The organism is Sinomonas humi (genome assembly GCF_000802235.1).
Lineage (GTDB): Bacteria > Actinomycetota > Actinomycetes > Actinomycetales > Micrococcaceae > Sinomonas > Sinomonas humi.
On sequence record NZ_JTDL01000037.1, the window covers coordinates 54,616 to 74,450 of the forward strand.

Annotated in this window: 19 protein-coding genes; 7 read left to right on the forward strand and 12 right to left on the reverse strand. The window is 69.2% G+C overall.

The genetic code is table 11. The annotated features are described in order from the left end of the window. Positions 1-84: 84 nt before the first annotated feature. On the forward strand, positions 85-795 hold the full coding sequence (locus LK10_RS02635) for an IclR family transcriptional regulator (RefSeq protein WP_043119892.1): 711 nt from the start codon (positions 85-87) through the stop codon (positions 793-795). 14 nt (positions 796-809) lie between these two features. On the opposite strand, the gene LK10_RS02640 is transcribed toward LK10_RS02635, so the two are convergent. From LK10_RS02640 to LK10_RS02655, 4 genes are all read right to left on the reverse strand, one after another. Continuing rightward, the gene (locus LK10_RS02640; RefSeq protein WP_231567564.1) at positions 810-2,018 is read right to left on the reverse strand and encodes an MFS transporter; all 1,209 of its coding nucleotides are present in this window, start codon (positions 2,016-2,018) and stop codon (positions 810-812) included. Positions 2,019-2,094: 76 nt separating this feature from the next. Further along, entirely contained in the window at positions 2,095-5,229 is a 3,135-nt protein-coding gene (locus tag LK10_RS02645) for an AAA family ATPase (RefSeq protein WP_043119896.1), read from the reverse strand. After that, the gene (locus LK10_RS02650; RefSeq protein WP_043119898.1) at positions 5,226-6,389 is read right to left on the reverse strand and encodes an exonuclease SbcCD subunit D; all 1,164 of its coding nucleotides are present in this window, start codon (positions 6,387-6,389) and stop codon (positions 5,226-5,228) included. The genes LK10_RS02645 and LK10_RS02650 overlap by 4 nt, the downstream gene beginning before the upstream one ends. 65 nt (positions 6,390-6,454) lie before the next feature. Continuing rightward, complete coding sequence (locus tag LK10_RS02655; protein ID WP_052206859.1) at positions 6,455-7,480, reverse strand: aquaporin; 1,026 nt, start codon at positions 7,478-7,480, stop codon at positions 6,455-6,457. 204 nt (positions 7,481-7,684) lie between these two features. Here LK10_RS02655 and LK10_RS02660 point away from each other — a divergent pair, with 204 nt between their 5' ends. After that, positions 7,685-8,653 carry an ADP-ribosylglycohydrolase family protein gene (locus tag LK10_RS02660; RefSeq protein ID WP_043119899.1) on the forward strand — a complete coding sequence of 323 codons (969 nt, stop codon included), beginning with the start codon at positions 7,685-7,687 and terminating at the stop codon, positions 8,651-8,653. A gap of 12 nt (positions 8,654-8,665) precedes the next feature. Here the strand turns inward: LK10_RS02660 and LK10_RS02665 are convergent, their stop codons facing one another. Together LK10_RS02665 and LK10_RS02670 are read right to left on the reverse strand one after the other, a co-directional pair. Further along, positions 8,666-9,193, reverse strand: a complete 528-nt coding sequence (locus LK10_RS02665; protein ID WP_052206860.1) for a DUF4395 domain-containing protein — start codon at positions 9,191-9,193, stop codon at positions 8,666-8,668. Between the two features lie 70 nt (positions 9,194-9,263). Continuing rightward, the gene (locus tag LK10_RS02670; protein ID WP_043119902.1) at positions 9,264-10,268 is read right to left on the reverse strand and encodes an exonuclease domain-containing protein; all 1,005 of its coding nucleotides are present in this window, start codon (positions 10,266-10,268) and stop codon (positions 9,264-9,266) included. Between the two features lie 69 nt (positions 10,269-10,337). Here LK10_RS02670 and LK10_RS02675 point away from each other — a divergent pair, with 69 nt between their 5' ends. Both LK10_RS02675 and LK10_RS02680 read left to right on the forward strand, forming a co-directional pair. Beyond that, on the forward strand, positions 10,338-11,090 hold the full coding sequence (locus LK10_RS02675) for a DedA family protein (RefSeq protein ID WP_156144000.1): 753 nt from the start codon (positions 10,338-10,340) through the stop codon (positions 11,088-11,090). After that, a complete protein-coding gene (locus LK10_RS02680) occupies positions 11,091-12,305 on the forward strand; it encodes an MFS transporter (RefSeq protein ID WP_081998218.1) in 1,215 nt (404 codons plus the stop codon). Positions 12,306-12,331: 26 nt separating this feature from the next. Here LK10_RS02680 and rdgB read toward each other — a convergent pair whose 3' ends face one another. After that, on the reverse strand, positions 12,332-12,970 hold the full coding sequence (rdgB, locus tag LK10_RS02685; protein WP_043119904.1) for an RdgB/HAM1 family non-canonical purine NTP pyrophosphatase: 639 nt from the start codon (positions 12,968-12,970) through the stop codon (positions 12,332-12,334). Next, the gene (gene rph / locus LK10_RS02690; RefSeq protein WP_043119905.1) at positions 12,967-13,737 is read right to left on the reverse strand and encodes a ribonuclease PH; all 771 of its coding nucleotides are present in this window, start codon (positions 13,735-13,737) and stop codon (positions 12,967-12,969) included. The genes rdgB and rph overlap by 4 nt, the downstream gene beginning before the upstream one ends. Before the next feature lie 126 nt (positions 13,738-13,863). Here rph and LK10_RS02695 point away from each other — a divergent pair, with 126 nt between their 5' ends. Both LK10_RS02695 and lgt read left to right on the forward strand, forming a co-directional pair. Further along, complete coding sequence (locus LK10_RS02695; protein ID WP_197061829.1) at positions 13,864-14,736, forward strand: aldo/keto reductase; 873 nt, start codon at positions 13,864-13,866, stop codon at positions 14,734-14,736. A 61-nt stretch (positions 14,737-14,797) separates the two neighbouring features. Beyond that, positions 14,798-15,703 carry a prolipoprotein diacylglyceryl transferase gene (lgt, locus tag LK10_RS02700; RefSeq protein WP_043119906.1) on the forward strand — a complete coding sequence of 302 codons (906 nt, stop codon included), beginning with the start codon at positions 14,798-14,800 and terminating at the stop codon, positions 15,701-15,703. On the opposite strand, the gene LK10_RS02705 is transcribed toward lgt, so the two are convergent. Genes LK10_RS02705 through clpS form a run of 4 tightly spaced genes read right to left on the reverse strand, consistent with a single transcriptional unit; the run spans position 15,668 to position 18,398 of the window. Continuing rightward, complete coding sequence (locus LK10_RS02705; protein ID WP_043119907.1) at positions 15,668-16,465, reverse strand: MBL fold metallo-hydrolase; 798 nt, start codon at positions 16,463-16,465, stop codon at positions 15,668-15,670. The two genes, lgt and LK10_RS02705, sit on opposite strands and share 36 nt — an antisense overlap. Further along, entirely contained in the window at positions 16,462-17,466 is a 1,005-nt protein-coding gene (gene murI / locus LK10_RS02710) for a glutamate racemase (RefSeq protein WP_052206862.1), read from the reverse strand. The genes LK10_RS02705 and murI overlap by 4 nt, the downstream gene beginning before the upstream one ends. 4 nt (positions 17,467-17,470) lie before the next feature. Next, positions 17,471-18,088, reverse strand: coding sequence for a DUF2017 domain-containing protein (locus LK10_RS02715; protein ID WP_052206863.1), 618 nt, complete (start codon positions 18,086-18,088; stop codon positions 17,471-17,473). Continuing rightward, entirely contained in the window at positions 18,081-18,398 is a 318-nt protein-coding gene (gene clpS / locus LK10_RS02720; protein WP_043119909.1) for an ATP-dependent Clp protease adapter ClpS, read from the reverse strand. The genes LK10_RS02715 and clpS overlap by 8 nt, the downstream gene beginning before the upstream one ends. Before the next feature lie 72 nt (positions 18,399-18,470). On the opposite strand from clpS, the gene LK10_RS02725 reads away from it, so the two are divergent. After that, the gene (locus LK10_RS02725) at positions 18,471-19,820 is read left to right on the forward strand and encodes a nicotinate phosphoribosyltransferase (protein WP_043119910.1); all 1,350 of its coding nucleotides are present in this window, start codon (positions 18,471-18,473) and stop codon (positions 19,818-19,820) included. Positions 19,821-19,835: the final 15 nt, after the last annotated feature.

Sequence of the window (19,835 nt, forward strand, 5' to 3'; positions counted from 1 at the left end):
CAACTGTAGGGTGCAGTGGAGTCCTACACAAGACTCTAAGACCCGATCCCGCGGTCCGAGTGACCCTTCCCCGAAAGGAACAGCATGCCGCAGGCAACGGAGACGGCGGCCCACTCCCAGACCCTCTCGCGAGGGATCCGCGCGCTCGAGGTTCTCGCCGACGCACGCTCACCTCTCACCATCGCGGAGCTCGCCGACTCGCTCGGGGTGCATCGCTCAATCGCCTACCGCATCATCCGCACGCTCGAGGACCATTCCCTCATCGAACGCGACGACTCGGGACGTCTCCAGCCCGGTGCGGGTCTCGCCGTCCTGGCGCGCGGCGTCGCCCGCGACCTGCAATCAGCGGCGGCACCAGAACTCGGCCGTATCGCCGAGGAACTCGGGATGACCGCCTTCGTCGTCGTGTGGGACCACGCGGACTGCGTCACGCTCGCAACCGTCGAACCGCGCCACAACGGCACGACCATAGCGCAGCGCCCCGGCACCCGCCACAGCATCTCCTCGGGAGCCCCGGGCATCGCCATCCAGTCCGCGATCGGGCGTGTCGAATGGGAACGCCGGATGCCCGACGTCCCCTATCGAGCGGAGGCCGAGGAAGCCCGGGAGCGCGGGTACGCGGTGAGCCACGACGAGGTGATTCCAGGGGTCTTTGCGATTGCCGCGCCCATCCTGACGCCTCGGCAGCGGCCCTCCGCACTCGCCGTCGTACATCTGGGGGGAAACATCGAGGTCGAGAGGATCGGACAAGCGCTCAAGGAGTCGGCCCGCCGCATTGCCGCCGCCGTCGGCTGAACCAGATCTTCGAATCAGCGGCGGCGCACGACGGCGGCCCCCGCCCCGAGCGCAAGCAGCGCGCCCGCCGCTGCCACCGGCGCCCACAGGGCGGCTGCTGTCCCACCGCGCGCCGCGAGCTGCCCTCCGATGGCTGCTCCGAGCGCCGTGCCCGCCACGATCCCGCTCGCAAGCGCGGTCATGACGGTCCCGGTCCTGCCACGGGGAGCAATCCGCCCGCCGATGCCGAAGACGGTCACCATGATCGGGCCCACGGGGATTCCGACCAGCAGGAGCGCGCCCGTCATCCAGGTCAGGCCGTGCGGAGCGAAGAGGGAGAGGCTGAAGACGAGCATGCACCCCGCGCACACGGCCCAGCGGAGCCGGAGGCCGAAAGCCGGCGGCCAGACCGCGACGCTCAGGGCCGCGACGGCAGAGGTGAGACCGAGCGCCGCGTAGAGCAGGCCGGCCAGATCCGGTGAACCGTGCTCCCCGGCGAACGCAGTCAACGCCGCCTGGGTGCCGCCGAAGAATGTTCCCATTGCCACCATCGCCGCGACAGGAACCAGCACGATCGACCACTCACGGAGAGTCACGGCGGGAAGCTCGTGACGTGGGATCGGTCGGACCGCGGAGGCGGTTGGGTGCAGCGCGAAGGCCGTCACAAACGTGGCGGTCAGGAAGGCTGCGGTCGAAAGCGGCAACCAGGGGGCTATCCCGGCCCCCAACAGGCCGACGAGGGCTGGCCCGAGCACGAACGTCAGCTCGTCTGCAGTCCCCTCATACGAGAGGGCGGCGTCAAGCTCGAGCGCCCTCAGAGTCCGTCCCTCGGTGAGCCCCATCCAGCGCGCCCTCGCAAACGGCCCGACCTGCGGAGTCGTCAGGCCAGACAGCAGAGCCGCGACAACGACGGCGCCGCCAGCCTGGTCCCCGCTGTTCGCAGCGCTCAGCGAGAGGGCAGCAAGCACGACGGCGGTGACTGCGACGGTGTTGAGTGCCGCCGCGATGAGGAGCACCTTCTTCTGCCCTGCCCGGTCGGCGAGCGCACCGAGGATGGGTGCCCCAATGGCAGAGCCGATTCCGACAGCGCCCGCAGCAACACCGGCGAGAGCGTAGGACGCCGACTCGACTGCTACGAGGGTGAGCGTCCCGACGGTGAGCATCGCGAGGGGCAGGCGGGCGAGAAGGCCCAGGGGAAGAAAGGCTGCACCAGCAAGGTCTGGCAGGACTTTGTAGCGCGACAAGACAGAGACTCGGGTCGACACGGGGCACGCCTCAGCTCATGCACGACGTCCCTGCCTCCCGTCGCGCCCAACCCGGCTACGCCCCACCATCGTAGAACGTATCCGCGCCCGCGACGACTGCGACGCTCGAGCCCGAGCGGCCCTTGGTGACCCGGATCTGCGCTGGGATCCTCTGCTTGAGCTCGGCGACGTGGCTCACGAGCCCGACGGTGCGCCCTCCGTCTCGAAGTCCCTCGATGGCCTCCATGACCTGTTCGAGTGTCTGCTCGTCGAGGCTTCCGAAACCCTCGTCGACGAACAGGGTCTCGATATCGATTCCCCCAGCCTCGTGTTGGACGACGTCTGCGAGCCCGAGCGCCAGGGCGAGGGATGCCATGAACGACTCTCCCCCGGAGAGGGTCGAGGGGTCACGGCGCTGGCCAGTCCAGGCATCGAAGACCTCGAGCCCGAGGCCCGAAGCAGCGCCTCGGGCGGCCAGGGCATCGCTGTGCTCGAGACTGAAGCGGCCATCGCTCATGACGGCGAGCCGCTCGGTCGCTGCGACGGCCACCTGTTCGAGCCGGGCTGCGAGCACATAGCGATGAAGTGACATCCGGAGGCGATTGTCGCCACTCCCGCGCGCCGTCCTCTGGAGTTCGCCGAGCAGGTCTGCGCGCGCGCGGGCGGAGCTTACGACCGGGAGCGCCTGCGCGAACTCCTTGTGCAGCCTTTCGCACCGCCCTCGCGCCGCGACCGCCGAATGCTGGGCCGTCTGAGCCGTAGCGAGCGCCGCCTCAGCTCGAGCCAGCTCACGCTGGCACGCTTCGAGTCGCTCGTGAACTTGTGGAGCGGCTTCAGACCCCGTGTCCTGTTCGGCCGCAAGGGCCCTTCTCGCCGCCGCGGACGAAAGCAACCCTGCGATGGCCTGCTCCTCCGCGAGATGCGACTCCACCGCGGACTGCAGAGCCTGAGCCTCGGCCTCCGTCAGAAGCGCGTTTCGGGCGGAGTCCGCGTCTGCGAAACGGCTCCCTTCAAGCGCGGCGCAGAGGGCTTCGGCGGCACTGGCCGCGTGAGCACGGCCAGCCGCGGCCTTCGCGGCGGCGTCGGCAAGCGGCTCGAGTGCGCGAACAAGGGCGGTGAGCGCGCTGTGCCTTGCGCTGAGGCTAGCCCACCCCGCCCGCCACTCGATCAGGTCGCTTTGGCGCTGCTCGATCTCACCCGAGAGGCGGGCGAGCGTCGCCTCGGCAACTGCCAGCTCAGTGGCCGCTGCCTCGCGCTCCCCTGCCGCCTCGCGGCGCCTGGTTTCGATCACCGCCAGCTGTTGCGAAATCAACTTAAGCCGCTCCTCGGCTGCGCGAGCGTGCTTGAGCCGAGCGCTCGCCTCGGCGAGGACCCGTGCGCCCTTGTCCGGATCGGCGTCACCTCCGCGGGCTACCACCGCGGCCACCTTGGCTCTCGCCTCGGCGAGATCCGACGCGGCCGACCGCTCACGCTCGACGCCTGCCTCTGCAGCGGCGGCGGCCGCCTTCTCCCGGTCGACGAGCCGAAGCGGATCGTCATCCCCAACCGCGGGCCGGGGATGGTCCGGAGAGCCGCACACCGGGCACTCCATTCCGTCCTCAAGTCTGGCCGCGAGCTCGAAGGCTGTGTGGTCGAGGCGCTCCTGGCGAAGGTCGAGCCACTGTTCGCGGAGTTCGAGCGCCTCGGCGCGTCGCCGAAGCAGGAGCTGTTGCGCAGTCTCGAGCAGCCCGGCGGCCGAGCCGTACTCCTTTACGGCCTCCATAACCGCGCGCGCCGACTGCTCGTCTCGCTCGTCGCCCGCTCGCGCCGCCGCGATCGGCTCGATCCTCTCCCTCTCGGCCACAAGCTCGGCCTCTGCTCGATCGAGATAAGACCGTTCTGCCTCAAGGCGTGAAAGCGACTCGCGCCCGCGCTTGGCTGCGGATACGGCCCGGCCCTGCTCAGCGATGAGCTGGTCGAGTTCGTCCTCCAGCGGGACGCGTTCGGCGAGCACAGCTGCCTCTGCGCGGGTATTGCCAGCCTCGGCGCGGAGCGCGCTCGGCGAGAGCTCGTCGTCGTCCGCACTCGTCCAGCCCACTGCGGCAGCTGCGCCGAGCGCTGCGCGGAGTTCCTCTTCCGCAGCGGCGCAGGCCGCGGCGGCACGACGGTCCTCCTCCAGCTCCGGCCGCAATGCTGCTGCCGCCCGTGACCGGTCCAATCGGTCGAGCCGCGCCGCATGATCCGCGGCCTTGGCCTCCCAGCGCTTTCGCCGCTCGCGCGCGGCTGCAAGCTCTGCCGCGTCTTCCACGGCACGTCGGCATTCCTCCTCAGCCAGACGGGCCGCCACTGCCTCGTCCCGAGCGCGGGCACTGGCAGCCTGCGCACGTTGGGCAAGCTCCTCAAACGAGCCGTCGGCCGCCCGGAACCAGGCCTCCGCGTCGGCAAGAGCCAGCTCATCTGCGGCCACGCCCTCATAGGGCACCGGCAGCGTCACCCCGAGCTGCGGGGAATCCTCGTCTTCTGATGCGCCGTTCCCGTCTGCGGACGCAAGCTCGCGATGCGCCGCCAGTTCGGCCACGAGCTGACGGACGGGAATCCGGGCCGCGGTCTCGGCCTTCGCCGCGCTCGCCTCTGCTTCCTGTGCCATCGAAGCGAGTTCCGCCTCGACGTCGGCGAAACGGCCCGTCGCGAAAAGGCTTTCGAGAAGCTTCTCGCGGTCCTTCGGGTCCGCACGGAGAAACGCCGCGAACTCGCCCTGCGGAAGCATCGCGACGCGCGTGAACTGTTCGCGATCCATTCCGAGCACGTCGCGAAGCAGGCTCGCGGCCTCGTCGTTCCGCGCTGAGAGCGCCTCCCACTCGTTGTCGACGAGCTCGCGCAGTTGGGTGGTTGCCTGCTGGAGCGTGGACCCGTTTTTCGAACGCGCGCTGGGCCGATCCCACGCGGGAGTCCGACGGACCTCAAAACGCCGGCCCTGCGCGCTGAACTCCAGCTCGACGAACGGCTCGGCCGAGGCGTCGGCGTGATGGCTCTTGAGCGACTTGCTGCCTTGCCGGGCGCCCGGCAAGCCGCCGTACAGGGCGAAGCAGACCGCGTCGAGGACGCTCGTCTTGCCCGCCCCGGTAGCCCCGTTGAGGAGGAAGAGGCCATGCTCGGCGAGGGAATCGAAGTCAATGCTCTGCCGCGCGGCGAACGGACCGAACGCGGCCATCTCGAGGCGGTGGAGTCTCATCTGCCGGCCTCCGCAAGACGGACAGACTCCAGGGCGTCCGTCAGGGCTGAGCGTTCGCGCTCGTCCGGGCCGCGACCGCGCACGTGCTCGAAGAATCCACAGCACACCTCGAGCTCGTCCCGCGCGGCAGCGAGCCGGCCGCTGTAGGTTGAGGCCGCTCGCTCCGCTCCCCCTTCCGGCTCGAACTGGAGCGAAAGAGCGAGCGGGAAACGGACGCGCAGACGTTCCATCGCGCGCTGGGGCCGCTCGGCATCCGTGAGGGTTATCTGACAGCACGCGCCTTCGGCAGCCACGTGCGCCGGATCGGCGAGGAGTTCCTCGAGCGTGCCGCGCAGCACGGCGAGCCGATGAGCCGTGGGCCAACCGACCTCGGTCGCCGACTCCAGGCCCCGTGGCGCGAACTCGAGCAGCCACGCTCCCTTGGACTGCTTGGCCTCTCCGAAGGAGTAGGCGAGCGGAGACCCCGAGTAGCGAACGGTGTCCGTGAGGCGCTGCCTGCCATGGAGATGACCGAGCGCGGCGTAGTCGAAGGCGTCGAAGAGTGCGGCCGGCACGACGTCGAGGCCGCCGACCGCGAGAGAACGCTCGCTCTCCGTGGCCACGCCGCCCGCGGCGAACGTGTGGGCCATGACGATGGAGTGGAGGTCGGCGGAGGCGCGGCGCCTCTCGAGATCCGACCGCACCCGTTCGAGCGCCGCGCGCGTGACGGCGACGTGTCCCGAGCCCTCGGCCTCGAGCTCCGCTCCGACGAGGCGTGGCTCGAGGTACGGCAGGCCGTAGACGGCTACCTCGGTCCCGTCATCTCCCGTGAGCAGCACGGGGACATCGATCTCGGCGATGCGGGTCCGCAAGTGCACCCCTGCGCGTGCGAGGAGGTGGGAACCGAAGCCCAGACGGACGGCAGAGTCATGATTCCCGCTCGTGAGGACCACCTGCGCGCCCGCCTGAGTGAGCTGCACGAGCGTCTTGTCGAGCATTGCGACCACGTCGACGGCAGGCAGGGCGCGGTCATACACGTCGCCCGAAACGAGCACTGCATCGACCTTCTCGCCCTTGACGAACTCCACCAGTCCATCGAGCCATTCGCTCTGCGCGCTGAGCAGTCCGAGCCCATGGAACGAGCGCCCGAGATGCCAGTCAGACGTGTGCAGGATCTTCATGCCGGAAGGCTAACGGGTGGCACCGACAATTCTCGGTGCCACCCGCTCAGAAGCATCAATGAGGCTTACTTGTTCTTGTCGAAGAAGTCTTTGGCGTCGTCCTCATCGGAGCCGGGAGCCTCGGCCGTCGGGGGAACTTCCGTGCCCTCGCCGAGCCTGCCCTCGCCCAGCGTGCCCTGCCCCAGTGCCCCATCGGAGGGCGCGCCGTCGGCCGCAGACTCCCGCTCCCCGCGGTGAGCGCCGTGGCCCGAGGCCTCCTCCTCTTCGGCGACGGTGATCCCGAGCGTCGGCTCGCCCTCGACGGTTGTGAAGGACGGTGCGCCCGGGGCGCCGGTCACGATGACGTCCTCAGGGGAGCCGAAGCCGCGGAAGATGAGGCCCGCGATCGCGGCACCGAGCAGGGGCGCGACCCAGAAGATCCACAGCTGTCCGAGCGCCGAAGGCTCGGCGAAGATGACCGTCGCGGTGGACCGGGCGGGGTTGAGGGACGCGTTGGTGATGGGTGCGATCGCCTGGACGAGGATCGCGAGGCCGAGGCCGATCGCCCACGGCGCCACACCCTTCGCTGCGCGCCTCGACGTAGCGGCGAGGATGATCGCGAGGAATGCCCCGGTCGCGACAACTTCAGCGAGCAGGCCAGCTGCCATGGGGAACTTGTTCGGCGAAAGGCTGTCCACGCCGTTCGAGAGCTGCGTGAAGATCGTCTGGACGTTCGAAAGCCCCGGCAGGGTCTTGACGGCGATCCACAGGATCAGCGCGCCGATCGCGCCCCCGACGAGCTGCGCCACGATGTAGCCGGGGACGCGCCTCCAGGGTGTGCGCCCGGCGACAGCCGTACCGAGGGTCACGGCAGGGTTGAAGTGGCCGCCGGAGATGTGGCCGAAGGCAGCGATGCTGACGGCGATGCTGAGGCCGATTGCAAGCGGAGCGGGCAGCGGGGCGGAGGAGGGATTGCTGAAGAGGGCAACGCCGAGGCCGCCGAAGACGAGAAGGAACGTGCCGAATGCCTCGGCGGCGAGCTTCGCGACGATGCCGAATTCCTTCGTGTCCGAAGGAACGGCCTCAGCGGTGGTGACCGCAGGGGTGGTCATGGGATTCCTCTTTCGAGTCGTCGGTGGGGACGGCGTCCTGCCGCCCGATGGCGAGGGTCTTCTCTCAGCACCCACCACCGAACGTGGCCGGGCACTTGACCGCCCTCATGCTACCTTCCTTCGCCATGTTCGTTGCGTGGCCCTCGACACAGCGAAGCTTCGGGGCATCGAAGGGGGACCCCGAGGGAGGGGTACATTGCAGGGGTGACGCGCACGCCCAGCACTCGGTCTCGCATCCACGGCTGCCTTCTGGGCCTTGCCACGGCGGAGGCCGTCGCCCTCAGGCACAGGGGCGCAGCACGCGACGGCGCGGACGACGGCGTTCTGCGGCTCGGTGCGGACGGCCAGCTTGCGCTCTACACGGCAGATGCGCTCGTCCAGGTGCTCGAGTGGGCAAACGAAGGGGTCTACGCGGACCAGGCGGCGACTCTGTGGCTCGCCGGGCTGCGGTGGGCTGCGGTCCAAGGGGTCGAGCTCCCCTCGTCCGCGCCGCCGGCGCCGCCCCGCTGGATCGACACGGAGCCGTCCGTCGCCCGGCCGCTTCCCGTGCGTCCCGCGTGGCTCGCATCCCTCGCCTCAGGAGAGATGGGCACCGCAGCCCGCCCGCTTGGCCCCGAGTTCGACGACGCCGCCGCCGCCGCACGGACGGCGCCGCTCGGCCTCGTCCCGGGGACGCCGTCGTCGGCCGTCCTGACGATGGCGGTCGACGGCGCTTCCCTCACCCACGGGCACCCTGACGCCGTCCAAGCGTCCATCGCCCTCGCGCAGGCCGTGCACGCCGCGCTCGCAGGTTCTCCCCTCGGGGGCGCCGTGGACGCGGCAAGAGGCGCAATCGCAGGCCTCCGCTCCCCCGAACAGGACATCGTCGACGCGCTCACCGGCAATTCCTCGGAGAAGCTCCGGCCAGAGGCAGGGCAGGCGGCACTGTCACTGGCCGAAGGCGTTCGCGCGGCACTCTCTGCGGGCCAAGAAGGGGATGCTGGCGTCTTCGAGAAGTCAGTGGTGAGGGCTTCCGAGGCGGGCCCGGACGCAGCAGCGATCACCGGGGCACTTCTCGGAACGGCGTGGGGCCACGAGGCCGTTCCGGCAGAATGGAGCGCACGCCTCGAGGGGGCGCACGTCGTCGCTCGTCTCGCGGCGATGCTCGCCGACGCCGCAGGCGCGTTCGACTGACCTCTCGGGGCCTCAGCTCCTCCGCAGGGCGATGTTGCTGCACGCCTCGCATACGCCCTCTGGGATGATTCCCGCGTTCTGGAGGCGCCCGAAGATCCAGCAGCCGAGGCAGAAGCCTGCGAAGGATTCGAGTGAGGCAGCGACGATGAGGAGTCCGAGGAGGGTCCAGGCCAAGGGAGCCAGGCCGACGGTCCATAGGATCGCGGCTGCTGTGGAGAGAACGGCTCCGATCGTCTGGGCGAAGCGCTTCGGCGGCCCTGCGACGAGCCTGCGCTTGCCGAGCCGTGGGACGATCACATGGACCGCGAGACGGCCGGCCGGGGAATAGCGTGGGCCACCCGCAACGCGGAGCCAGAAGCCAAGGGCAATGAGCCACAGAGGCCAACCCCAACCTGTCACGAGCCCGACGGCGAGCACGGCGAGGCTCAGGACCACGATGATCCCGGCCGTGCTCCGGGCCGCGTACTCGTTCACCGGGTTGGGGAAGTCGAAGGCACGGCGGAGCGCACTGCGCGGGGCTGTCCCGGTTGGAGTCGTCACCCCTCCAGCCTAGGAAGCTGACGCGTCAGGCGAAAAGGAATGTTGCGTAGTGCGACTTCGCAGCCTGGGGTCACGCGCTCCTCGCGGGCCAGACGCCGCCGAGCATCTGGAGGAACTCCCCCTCTGACAAGACCTCCACTCGGTAGCCGGCCGAGCGAAGCTCGAGCGCCCTCCTCGCTTTCGACGTCACCCGCCCAGTCCCCAGGCCAGCCCGCAGGTCCGACGCCACGAAGCCGTCACCCACCACGAGGAGGGTTGTCGCGCGCGTCACCGAGCTCGCGGGCTGGGCACCGTGCGCCGCGGCCCGTGACTTGGCCTCGGCCCTGCTCATCCCGAGCGCGCCCGTGAAGACGACGCGGTGGCCGTAAAGCGGGTGGGCCGGATCGGCCCCCGAATTGGCGGAGGGGTTTGCGCCTTCCTCCGGCCAGTTCACCCAACGGCGGGGCGCGGCAGAGCCCCGGAGGGCCTTTGCGGTCGCGGCTGAAAGGGCGTCCCGCCCAGGTACGAACTCGGGATGCCGCGGCAGGGCTAGGTGGAGCGCGTCGTAGAGTTCCGCGACGTCCGCGGCTCCATGCCGCTGGGCGATGTCGACGAGGATTCCCGCGCACGCGGCCGCGTCCTCGCTCGCGTCGTGGTGGTTGACAAGCGGGACGCCCGCCGCTTCGGCGACAAACGGAAGCGAATGGGACGGCAGGTCGTAGGTCCTTCGCGACAGGACGACGGTGCACGCGTAGTCGTAGGCGGGCCCGGGAAGCCCCGATACCTCGAGCGCGGATCGGATGACGCCGAGGTCGAAGGCCGCGTTGTGCGCGACAAGCACGTCAGCGCCGATGAAGCCGCCGATCTCGGCGAAGAGCTCCCCGAAGCGCGGGTGCAGAGCGACGTCATCAGGACGGATGCCGTGGATGGCGACGTTTCTCGGATCGAATTCGTCGTGTCCCTGTGGCGGGCGCATGAGCCACGTCGCGGTCTCTACGAGCCGGCCGCCCCTCACCTTGACGAGGCCGACGGCGCACGGTGATCCCCGAAATCCGTTGGCGGTCTCGAAGTCGATCGCGGTGAAGTCAAGAGCCACGCTGGCGAGTCTAGCCACGCGCCCCCCGCTCTCCCGGGACCGCCACGGCTGCTCCGGTAGGCTTGACGAGTGATCCCCGCCGCGCTGACCCACCTGGCCGTCGCCATCCCTGCGGCTGTCCAGCCGAGGGCCTCCATCCTCCCGGATTGGCTGAACCCCGACGTCTTCCTCCGCGACTCCCCGCTCGGTCCGTGGATCGTGCTCGTGGTCTGCGTCATCATCTTCGCCGAGACAGGGCTCCTCATCGGATTCTTCCTGCCCGGCGATTCGATGCTGTTCACGGCCGGACTCCTCGTCGCGACAGGCGCGATCCAGTTCAACATCTGGCTTCTCGCGCTGTTCGTGGTGATCGCGGCGATCCTCGGCAATCAAGTCGGGTTCCTCATCGGGGCGAAGATCGGCCCGGCACTGTTCAGCCGCCCGGACTCGCGGTTCTTCAAGCAGGAGAACGTGCGCAAGGCCCACGAATTCTTCGAGCGGCACGGCGGCCAGTCGCTCATTCTCGCGCGCTTCGTGCCGATCATCCGGACGTTCGTCCCGGTCATCGTCGGGGTGGCCGGGATGGAACGCGGAAAGTTCTTCCTCTACAACGTGCTCGGCGCAATTCCTTGGGCCGCAGGCGTGACGCTGCTCGGCGCGTGGCTCGGGCACTACGCGTGGGTCGGCAAGAACATCGACCTCATCTTCCTCTTCATCGTGCTCGTGTCCCTCATTCCGATCTTCGTGGAGTTCGCCAAGGCGCGAGCAGCGAAGCGTCGAGGCTCGGCCCGCGGGCTGGCTCCCCTGGAGGACGGCGACGCGGAGCGTCCCGAGGGCCGCTGAGTGTCGCGGAGGCAGAGGCTCGCGGCCCTCGGGGTGTGCCTGATCCTCGTCGGCCTCAACCTCCGCACAGTCTTCTCGAGCTTCTCGGCCATCTTGGCTGAGGTCCGGGCCGACGCGGGAGTTCCAGCATGGGCGGTCACCGTCCTCACGACTGCCCCCGTTGCCTGCCTCGGCATCTTCGCTCCACTCGCTCCCCCGCTTGCGCGGCGCTTCGGGGCGGAACGTGTCCTTCTCGCCGCGATGGCCGTCCTCACCGTAGGTCTTCTGGTGCGTCCGACGACGGTGCCCGGCTGGGGCGCGCTTCCCTCGCTCCTCGTCGGGACAGCGGCATGCGGCTTTGCGATCGCGTTGGGGAACGTCCTGCTGCCGGGGCTTGTGAAGCGGGACTTTCCGCATCTCCTCGGGCTCATGAGCGGGCTCTATACGACGGCGATCGTCGCCTCGGCCGCGCTGGCTGCGGGCTTCACGTATCCCCTGCTCGCGGCGACTGGCTCGTGGCAGCTCGCGCTTGGCGCATGGGCGATACCGGCCGCCGTCGTCGCCCTCGTCTTCGCGCCGCTCGCCTGGAACGGACGCGACCCCCTGCACACAGCGGACGGGCAGGGCCCGCGGCTCGCGCGGGATTCCATGGCCTGGCAGGTGACTCTCTTCATGGTCGGCCAGGCAATGATGTCGTTCAGCGTCTTCGCCTGGTTGGCTCCGATCCTGCGCGAACGTGGGGTAGACGGCGCGACAGCCGGGCTTCTCGCCTCGTTCTCGATCATCCTGCAGATGGCAGGCTCCCTCGTCGCACCCTCCCTCGCAGCTCGCCTCACGCGCCAGAGCGCGCCCAACGTCGTCGCTGCACTGCTCACGGGCGGTGGATTCGCGCTCTGCATCGTGGGCCCCCTCGGAGGCATCTGGGTGTGGGCCGCGATGCTCGGGCTCGGCCAAGGCAGTCTCACCGCGCTCGCCCTCACGATGGCGATGCTGCGCACTCATGACGCGGGGACCGCCGCGCGCCTTTCAGGGATGATGCAGGGCTTCGGCTACGGACTCGGCTCGACCGGGACTCTCCTCGTCGCCCAGCTGCGCGCAGCCACGGGCTCCTTCACCGCAGTCGCTGCGCTCTTCGCGTGTGTGGGCTGCTTCGCCGCCGTCTTCGGCGCCCTCTCGGGCCGTCGACGCTTCGTAGGGTCTGGCGAGGCCGAACCCGCAACGGAGCGCGTCCGCTGATTCGGCTGCTCCGACTGGCGGCGGGGCTAGGAGAGCGCCCGGACAATCGCGGGAAGGAGCGCGCGGAAGGCGTGCCCACGGTGGCTGATCGCGTTCTTCTCTTCGCGGCTCAGCTCTGCGCAGCTGCGGTCGAACCCCTCGGGAAGAAGGATCGGATCGTAGCCGAATCCGCCCTCGCCCCGTGGCTCACGCAGGAGGGTCCCCTTGAGCTCGCCGTACTCAACGTGCTCGTACGGGTCGCCGCCGTCCGCAGCAGGGGCCACGAGGGCCGCGGCACAGACGAAGGCAGCAGCACGGTGCTCGTCGCGGACGTCGGAGAGCTGGGCGAGGAGGAGTTCGAGGTTCGCCTGATCGTCGCCGTGCCGCCCCGCCCAGCGGGCGGAGAAGATGCCCGGCGCTCCCCCGAGCACGTCGACGGCAAGGCCGGAATCGTCCGCGATCGCGACGAGGCCGGTCGCAGCCGAGACAGCCCGAGCCTTGAGCAGGGAGTTCTCGGCGAACGAGACTCCGTCCTCTACGACGTCGGGGCCGCCCACCGCCGCCGCATCCACGACTTGGGTCTCCACGTCGAGTCCCGGCACCTGCCCTCGCAGCAGGTCCCGCAGCTCGCGGAGCTTCCCCTGGTTGTGGGTCGCGAGGACGAGGCGTGGTCGGTCCGTGCTCACGGAGCCGTCCTCAGCGCCTCGGCGAGGGTCTCGCGCTGGATGTCGGCGAGCTGCGCCGTGCCGATGAGGGCAAGATCGAGAAGGTTGTTGAGTTCGTCCCGGTCGAAAGGCGCGCCTTCCGCCGTGCCTTGGACCTCCACGAACTTCCCCGATCCGGTCACCACGACGTTCATGTCGGTCTCCGCGCGCACGTCCTCGACGTACGGGAGGTCGAGCATCGGCACGCCGTCGATGATGCCGACCGAGACGGCGGAAACGGTATCGGTCAGCGGCTCGGCGCCCGGCTCGACAAGCCCTTTGTCCTTCGCCCAGCGAACCGCCTCCGCGAGAGCCACGAAGGCTCCCGTTATCGCCGCGGTGCGGGTTCCGCCGTCAGCCTGCAGCACGTCGCAGTCCAGCACGATCGTGTTCTCGCCGAGCGCCTTCGTGTCGATGATCGAGCGGAGCGAGCGGCCGATGAGCCGGGAGATCTCGTGGGTGCGGCCGCCGATCCTGCCCTTGACGGACTCGCGGTCGGAGCGGGTATTGGTCGCGCGCGGCAGCATGGCGTACTCGGCGGTGACCCACCCACGCCCCTCGCCCTTGAGCCAGCGCGGGACCCCCTCCGTGAAGGACGCCGTGCACAGCACGCGCGTGTTGCCGAATTCGATGAGCGCAGAGCCCTCGGCCTGCTTCGACCACCCCCGCGTGATGCTGATGGGACGCAGTTCGTCGGGGTTGCGCCCGTCGGCGCGCACAGAGGGACTCATGGGAGTGCTCGGGGTCATGGCACCAGCTTAGCCGCCGACCGCCGTCGTCCGCGGGTTGGCGGCCAGTCAAGGGGTGACGCCGCTGTGCGGGCGGGAATCAAGCGGTGCGGGCGGGGATCAAGCGGTGCGGGCTAGGCTGGGCGCATGCCGAACGCGAATGCGAACGACGACGGCGTGCCCCGCCTTGCCCTTCCCAACGGCACCGAGGTGCCGCGGCTCGGACAAGGTACGTGGTACATGGGCGAGGAACGCTCTCGACGCGACGAGGAACTCCGCGCCCTGCGCACTGGCCTCGACCTCGGCCTAACGCTCGTCGATACCGCCGAGATGTACGGCGACGGAAGGTCCGAGGAACTCGTGGCGGAAGCGATCGCCGGCCGCAGGGACGAAGTGTTCCTCGTGAGCAAGGTCCTGCCGTGGAATGCCACAAGACGGGGCACACGGGCGGCCTTGGAGGCCAGTCTCCGCCGGCTCGAGACGGATTATCTGGACCTGTACCTCTATCACTGGAGAGGTTCGGTGCCGCTCGAGGAGAGCATCGAGGCGCTCATCGGGCTGGAAGAGGCTGGCCTGATCCGTGGTTGGGGCGTGAGCAACCTGGATCCAGCGGACCTCGCCGAACTGGACAGCATGACGGGTGCCAGCGGACCCCACGGACTCCAGACCGACCAGGTGCTCTACAACCTCACTCGGCGCGGAATCGAGCTCGATCTCGTGCCCCAGCTGAACTCGGCCGGAGTTCCCGTCATGGCCTACTCCCCCATCGAGCAGGGGCGGGTGCTGGGCCACCCCGCGCTCGGCGAAATCGCCCGTCGCCACGAGGCCAGCGACGCCCAGGTAGCGCTCGCCTGGGTCCTCCGCAACGAGGGCGTCATTGCGATCCCCAAGTCGTCGACCCCGGAGCATACCGCCCAGAACCGGCAGGCCCTCGACCTTCGCCTGACGTCACAGGATCTCGCCGCGCTCGAAGCGGCGTTCCCACGCCCGAGCAGCCCCGTTCCGCTCGAGATGCTGTGACCGCTCAGGGTATCTCTGGACCTTTTCTTCAGGGTTCCGGCGGCCCTCTAGACTGAGGAACGTGCTCCCCGCCTACATTCCGTCGCCGACGATCAACGCCGTCAAGATCGGTCCGCTCTCGATCCACTTCTATGCGTTGTGCATCCTCGCGGGCATCGGCGTCGCCCTCTGGCTCACGAGCCGGCGCTGGGTGCACCGAGGAGGCAAGCCAGGCGAGGTCCTCGACATCGCGCTCTGGGCCGTCCCGTTCGGCATCGTGGGCGGGCGCATCTACCACGTCATCACCGACCCCGAGCTCTACTTCCTGCCCGGCAAGAACCCGTGGAACGCGTTCGCGATCTGGGACGGCGGCCTCGGCATCTGGGGCGCCATCGCTCTCGGAGGGCTCGGTGCGTGGCTGGGGTGCCGCCGCGCGAAGGCGAGCCTTCCCGCGTTCGCAGACGCGCTCGCACCGGGACTCTTGTTCGCCCAAGCGCTCGGACGCCTCGGAAACTGGTTCAACAACGAGCTCTACGGCGACCCGACGTCGCTTCCGTGGGGCCTTCAGATCCATCAGATGGACCCCGCGAGCGGCGGAGCGGCCGTCGGCCCGGACGGCAGTCCCATCGTCATCGGCTACTTCCAGCCCACGTTCCTCTACGAAGCCCTGTGGTGCACGCTCGGCGGCTTCGCGATCATCTTCGCGTCCCGGCGTTTCCGCCTGCCGCGCGGAGCCGAGTTCTCGCTCTACGTCATGGTGTACACGGCTGGTCGCTTCGTCATCGAGCTCATGCGCTCGGACTACGCGAACCTGATCCTCGGGCTCCGGGTCAACACATGGGTCGCCGGGCTTGTCTTCCTCGGCGGAGCCGTGGCGTTCACTCTCGTGATGCTGCGAGCCCGCAGCCGGCCAACCGCTGATGGACGAGGGAAGGCGGCGGGAAGCGGCACGTCAGACGATGTAGTGGACGCCCGCGACAGCGACTGAGATCGGTCCCGAATACGCCTGCTGCGCCTCGGCCACGGTGCGATTGGCGTCGTTCCACACTGGAAGGTGAGTCAGGAGCAGGCGCTTCGCTCCGGCGTCGGACGCCGCCTGCCCTGCCCGGAGCCCGGTGAGGTGCACGCCGTCGATCGCGTCATCCCGGCCCTCGTGATAAGCGGCCTCGCACAGGAACATGTCCGCATCGCGTGCGGCGTCGAGCAATCCGGGGCAGGAGTCGGTGTCCCCTGAATACGCGAGAATCCGCCGCTCGATCGTTCCATCCCGCCGCGGTTCGACCGCCTCGATGCGCATGGCGTACGCCTCGGCGATCGGATGGCGTGCAGCGTGGACGCTGAAGCGGAACGGCCCGAGCTCGACTGTCTCCCCCACGGTCCACGTGTGGAATTCGAAGTCCTCGTGGAGATTGGCTGCAGGCTCCATGTCGAGGGCGATCGAGATCCGGCGCGCCGTCGCTTCGGGCCCCCAGACGGGAACGCGCCCCGCTGCCCAGCCCTTCGGGTCCCAGTGGATCGCGACCTGGAGGCCTGTGAGGTCCATGCAGTGGTCGGGGTGCAGGTGGCTGAGCAGGACCCCGTCGATGTCCTCGAGATCCATGTACCTCTGCAGGGTCCCGAGCGCGCCCGAGCCGAGATCGAGGAGGACCCGCCAGTCGCGGTCGCCGTCGTTCGCCGTGAGGAGGTAGCAGCTCGCCGGCGAACTCGGGCCGGGGAAGGAACCACTGCACCCGACGATAGTGAGCTTCACGGGTGAATCCTATCCGCGGCCGGGTCGGCGGCCGTGGAGGGCTCCACGAAATACGAGACGCGCCCCATGCTGCCCGCGCTCGCGTCCTCGCGCGCCGCCTCGATCATCTCGGGGGTGATGCGCGCGAGGCTTCCCGTGGGGTAATGCGCTGCGACGTGCTCGGCATGCTCGACGCGCTGCACCTCGGGCCCGAGGAAGCGCCGGGCCAGGATCTCGAACTGCGCGGCGTCGCCTGTCGCAAGGAAGGTATGGGTGGGAGGCTCCGAGGAGCGCCGCTCGAGGCCGTGGCTGACGAGGGCGCGGTAGACGTCCTTCGCGGTCTCCTCGGCGCTCGAGACGAGCGTCACGCCGTCGCCCATGACGTAGCTGATGACGCCGGTGAGCAGCGGGTAGTGCGTGCAGCCCAGGACGAGCGTGTCCACGCCAGCCTCGCGGAGGGGCGCGAGGTAGCCCTCCGCCGCTTCGAGGAGCTCGGGCCCCGTCGTAACGCCGGCCTCGACGTAGGGCACGAACTCGGGGCAGGCTGCAGAGCTGATCTCCAGGTCGGGCGCGGCGGCGAAAGTGTCCTCGTAGGCGCGCGAGCCTACGGTCGCGCTCGTTCCGATGACGCCGACCCTGCCGTTGCGGGTCGCGACGACGGCCCGCCGCACGGCTGGTTGGATGACCTCGATCACCGGGATGCCGTAGCGAGCGGTATAGCGTTCCCGAGCGTCCCTGAGCACCGCCGCCGACGCCGAATTGCACGCGATCGTCAGGAGCTTCACGCCGGAGTCGACGAGCTCGTCCATCACGCCGAGTGCGTTCGCGCGGACCTCGGCGATGGGAAGCGGGCCGTAGGGACCATGGGCGGTGTCTCCCACGTACAGGACAGACTCGTTCGGCAGCTGATCGATCACTGCCCGGGCGACTGTGAGGCCCCCGACGCCCGAATCGAAGATCCCGATCGGCCTTTCCGAGCGCTCGAGCGTCGCGTCCTCTCCGCTCTCAGCCCTTCTGATCATTCACCTAGCCCTTTCCGCTGCCCGGCGTGTCGCCGCGTCGCTTCACGCGACCAGCCTTCGCCTGGTGGGCGGTCATCATTGCATCGATCAGCGTGGTCTGGAGCCACGTCACGAAGTTGTAGACGAGCGCCAGGTACGCATCGACGTCGTCATCCCCGACGTCGGACCAGTCAGCCACCGAATGGACGCGCTCGGCGTCCTCCTCGCTTCTGATGCCGAGCCGCTCGGCGAGGACGAGCCTGACATCTGTGAGCGCCGTGGCCCAGTGCTCGGCGGCCGTCGCGTCGAGCACGACGTCGCGCGCCTCAAGGCCCAGCGCGGCCGCACGAAGCGCGCCAGCCTTCGTCTCCCGCAGCGAACGCTCGGTGAGCCGACGGAACTCGAGCGAGGCCTCCCCGTCGTCCTTCGAGATGTTCGGAAGGAGGCGCTTGACCGCGGGGTCCTCCGGCTCCGAAGCATTCGGGCTGATCCCGACGAGCGCGGCGAGGGGATCCTCGTCCGGCTGCTCTTCCGGCTCGAGAAGGGCGACGACATCCCGGAACAGCCCGCGGAGGAGCTCACGCTCGGCGTCCTCGAAACGAGCGCTGATGCCCTTCCGGCCGTACGTGAACGGCTCAGCCATCTTCGCCAGCCCTCTCGACTGTGGCCCACAGCCCGTAGTTGTGCATCGCGACGGCCTGCCGCTCGACGGTCTCCTTTGAACCGTGCGAAACGATCGAGCGGCCCTCGGTGTGGACCTGCATCATGAGCGCTTCGGCCTTCGACTCGCTGTAGCCGAAGTAGGTCTGGAACACGTAGCTCACGTAGCTCATGAGATTGACGGGGTCGTTCCAGACGACGAGGTTCCACGGGACGATGTGCGCGGTGTCCGTTCCCGCCGTCGTCTGTTCTCGGAGGCCAGGACTTGGTTCCGTGGCGACGCTCAGGCTCATGGCTTCCATTCTAGGCAGGCCCGTGCCCCGGTCCTCGGCACCCACTCGCGCGGCCGCGGATAGAGTAAGGCCGTGACCTCTTCGAGCGCCAAGGAATACTCGCCGCAGGAACCGCCCCGCACCTCGCTTTTCACCGACCACTACGAGCTGACGATGCTCCAGGCCTCCCTGCACTCGGGGGCCGCGCACCGTAGCGCCGTGTTCGAGGTCTTCGCCCGGCGGCTTCCCGACGGGCGGCGGTACGGCGTCGTCGCGGGTACCGGCCGACTGCTCGAGGGAATCGCCGGGTTCCGGTTCTCGGAGACCGAACTCGGGTTCCTCGAGCGCGCGGCTGTCGTGAATCGGGAGACGCTCGACTATCTGGCCGACTTCCGGTTCTCCGGGGATGTCTGGGGCTATGCCGAGGGCGAGGCCTACTTTCCGAACTCGCCGATCCTCATCGTCGAATCGACGTTCGCCGAGGCCTGCATCCTCGAGACGTACCTCCTGTCGGTGCTCAACCATGATTCGGCAATCGCCTCGGCCGCCTCGCGCATGACCATCGCGGCGAACGGGCGGCCATGCATCGAGATGGGATCTCGCCGGACCCACGAGGAGGCTGCCGTCGCCGCGGCGCGTGCCGCCGTCGTCGCCGGCTTCGCGAGCACCTCGAACCTGGAAGCGGGGCTCCGTTACGGCATTCGCACCGTGGGCACCGCCGCACACTCGTTCACTCTGCTCCACGACACCGAGCGCGCGGCGTTCGAGGCGCAGATCGCCTCGATGGGGGCAGACACCACGCTGCTCGTCGACACGTACGACGTCGAGTCCGCCGTCCGTACGGCCGTCGAGATCGCGGGTGAGCGGCTGGGCGCCGTCCGCCTCGACTCTGGGGACCTCATCGGCCAGGCGCACTCCGTGCGGCGGCTCCTCGACGAGCTTGGCAATGTCAACACGAGAATCGTCGTGACCTCTGACCTCGACGAGTACGCGATCGCGGCCCTCGCCGCCGCGCCCGTCGACTCATACGGCGTGGGCACCGCCCTCGTGACGGGCTCGGGCGCCCCGACGGCCTCCATGGTCTACAAGCTGGTGAGCCGCACCGACGACGACGGGGAATTCGTCTCAGTTGCCAAGGCCGCGAAGAACAAGCAATCGGTCGGCGGACGCAAGTACGCCCTACGGCGGCTCGACGAGCGCGGCACAGCGACCACCGAGGTCATCGGCGTCGGGCGTCCTCCCGTGGGAGACAGCAACGACCGTCTCCTGCTCGAGCACTTCATCGTCAAGGGCGAGCTGCAGCCCGGCTGGACCGGGCCCGAAGGGGTCGAGCGGGCCCGGGCTCGCCATGAGGCTTCGATCGCTGAGCTCCCCGCCTCCGCGCGTCGAATGCACCGCGGCGAGGCTGTGATTCCGACGGTGTACATGGAAGACGGGGAATGAAGTGACGAAGATAGA

Bases quoted from the DNA above. Each gene is read 5' to 3' on its own strand.
- LK10_RS02635 (WP_043119892.1), top strand. From the start codon at position 85: ATGCCGCAGGCAACGGAGACGGCGGCCCACTCCCAGACCCTCTCGCGA.
- LK10_RS02645 (WP_043119896.1), bottom strand. From the start codon at position 5,229: ATGAGACTCCACCGCCTCGAGATGGCCGCGTTCGGTCCGTTCGCCGCG.
- LK10_RS02650 (WP_043119898.1), bottom strand. From the start codon at position 6,389: ATGAAGATCCTGCACACGTCTGACTGGCATCTCGGGCGCTCGTTCCAT.
- LK10_RS02655 (WP_052206859.1), bottom strand. From the start codon at position 7,480: ATGACCACCCCTGCGGTCACCACCGCTGAGGCCGTTCCTTCGGACACG.
- rph (WP_043119905.1), bottom strand. From the start codon at position 13,737: ATGACCCCGAGCACTCCCATGAGTCCCTCTGTGCGCGCCGACGGGCGC.
- LK10_RS02695 (WP_197061829.1), top strand. From the start codon at position 13,864: ATGCCGAACGCGAATGCGAACGACGACGGCGTGCCCCGCCTTGCCCTT.
- murI (WP_052206862.1), bottom strand. From the start codon at position 17,466: ATGATCAGAAGGGCTGAGAGCGGAGAGGACGCGACGCTCGAGCGCTCG.
- LK10_RS02715 (WP_052206863.1), bottom strand. From the start codon at position 18,088: ATGGCTGAGCCGTTCACGTACGGCCGGAAGGGCATCAGCGCTCGTTTC.
- clpS (WP_043119909.1), bottom strand. From the start codon at position 18,398: ATGAGCCTGAGCGTCGCCACGGAACCAAGTCCTGGCCTCCGAGAACAG.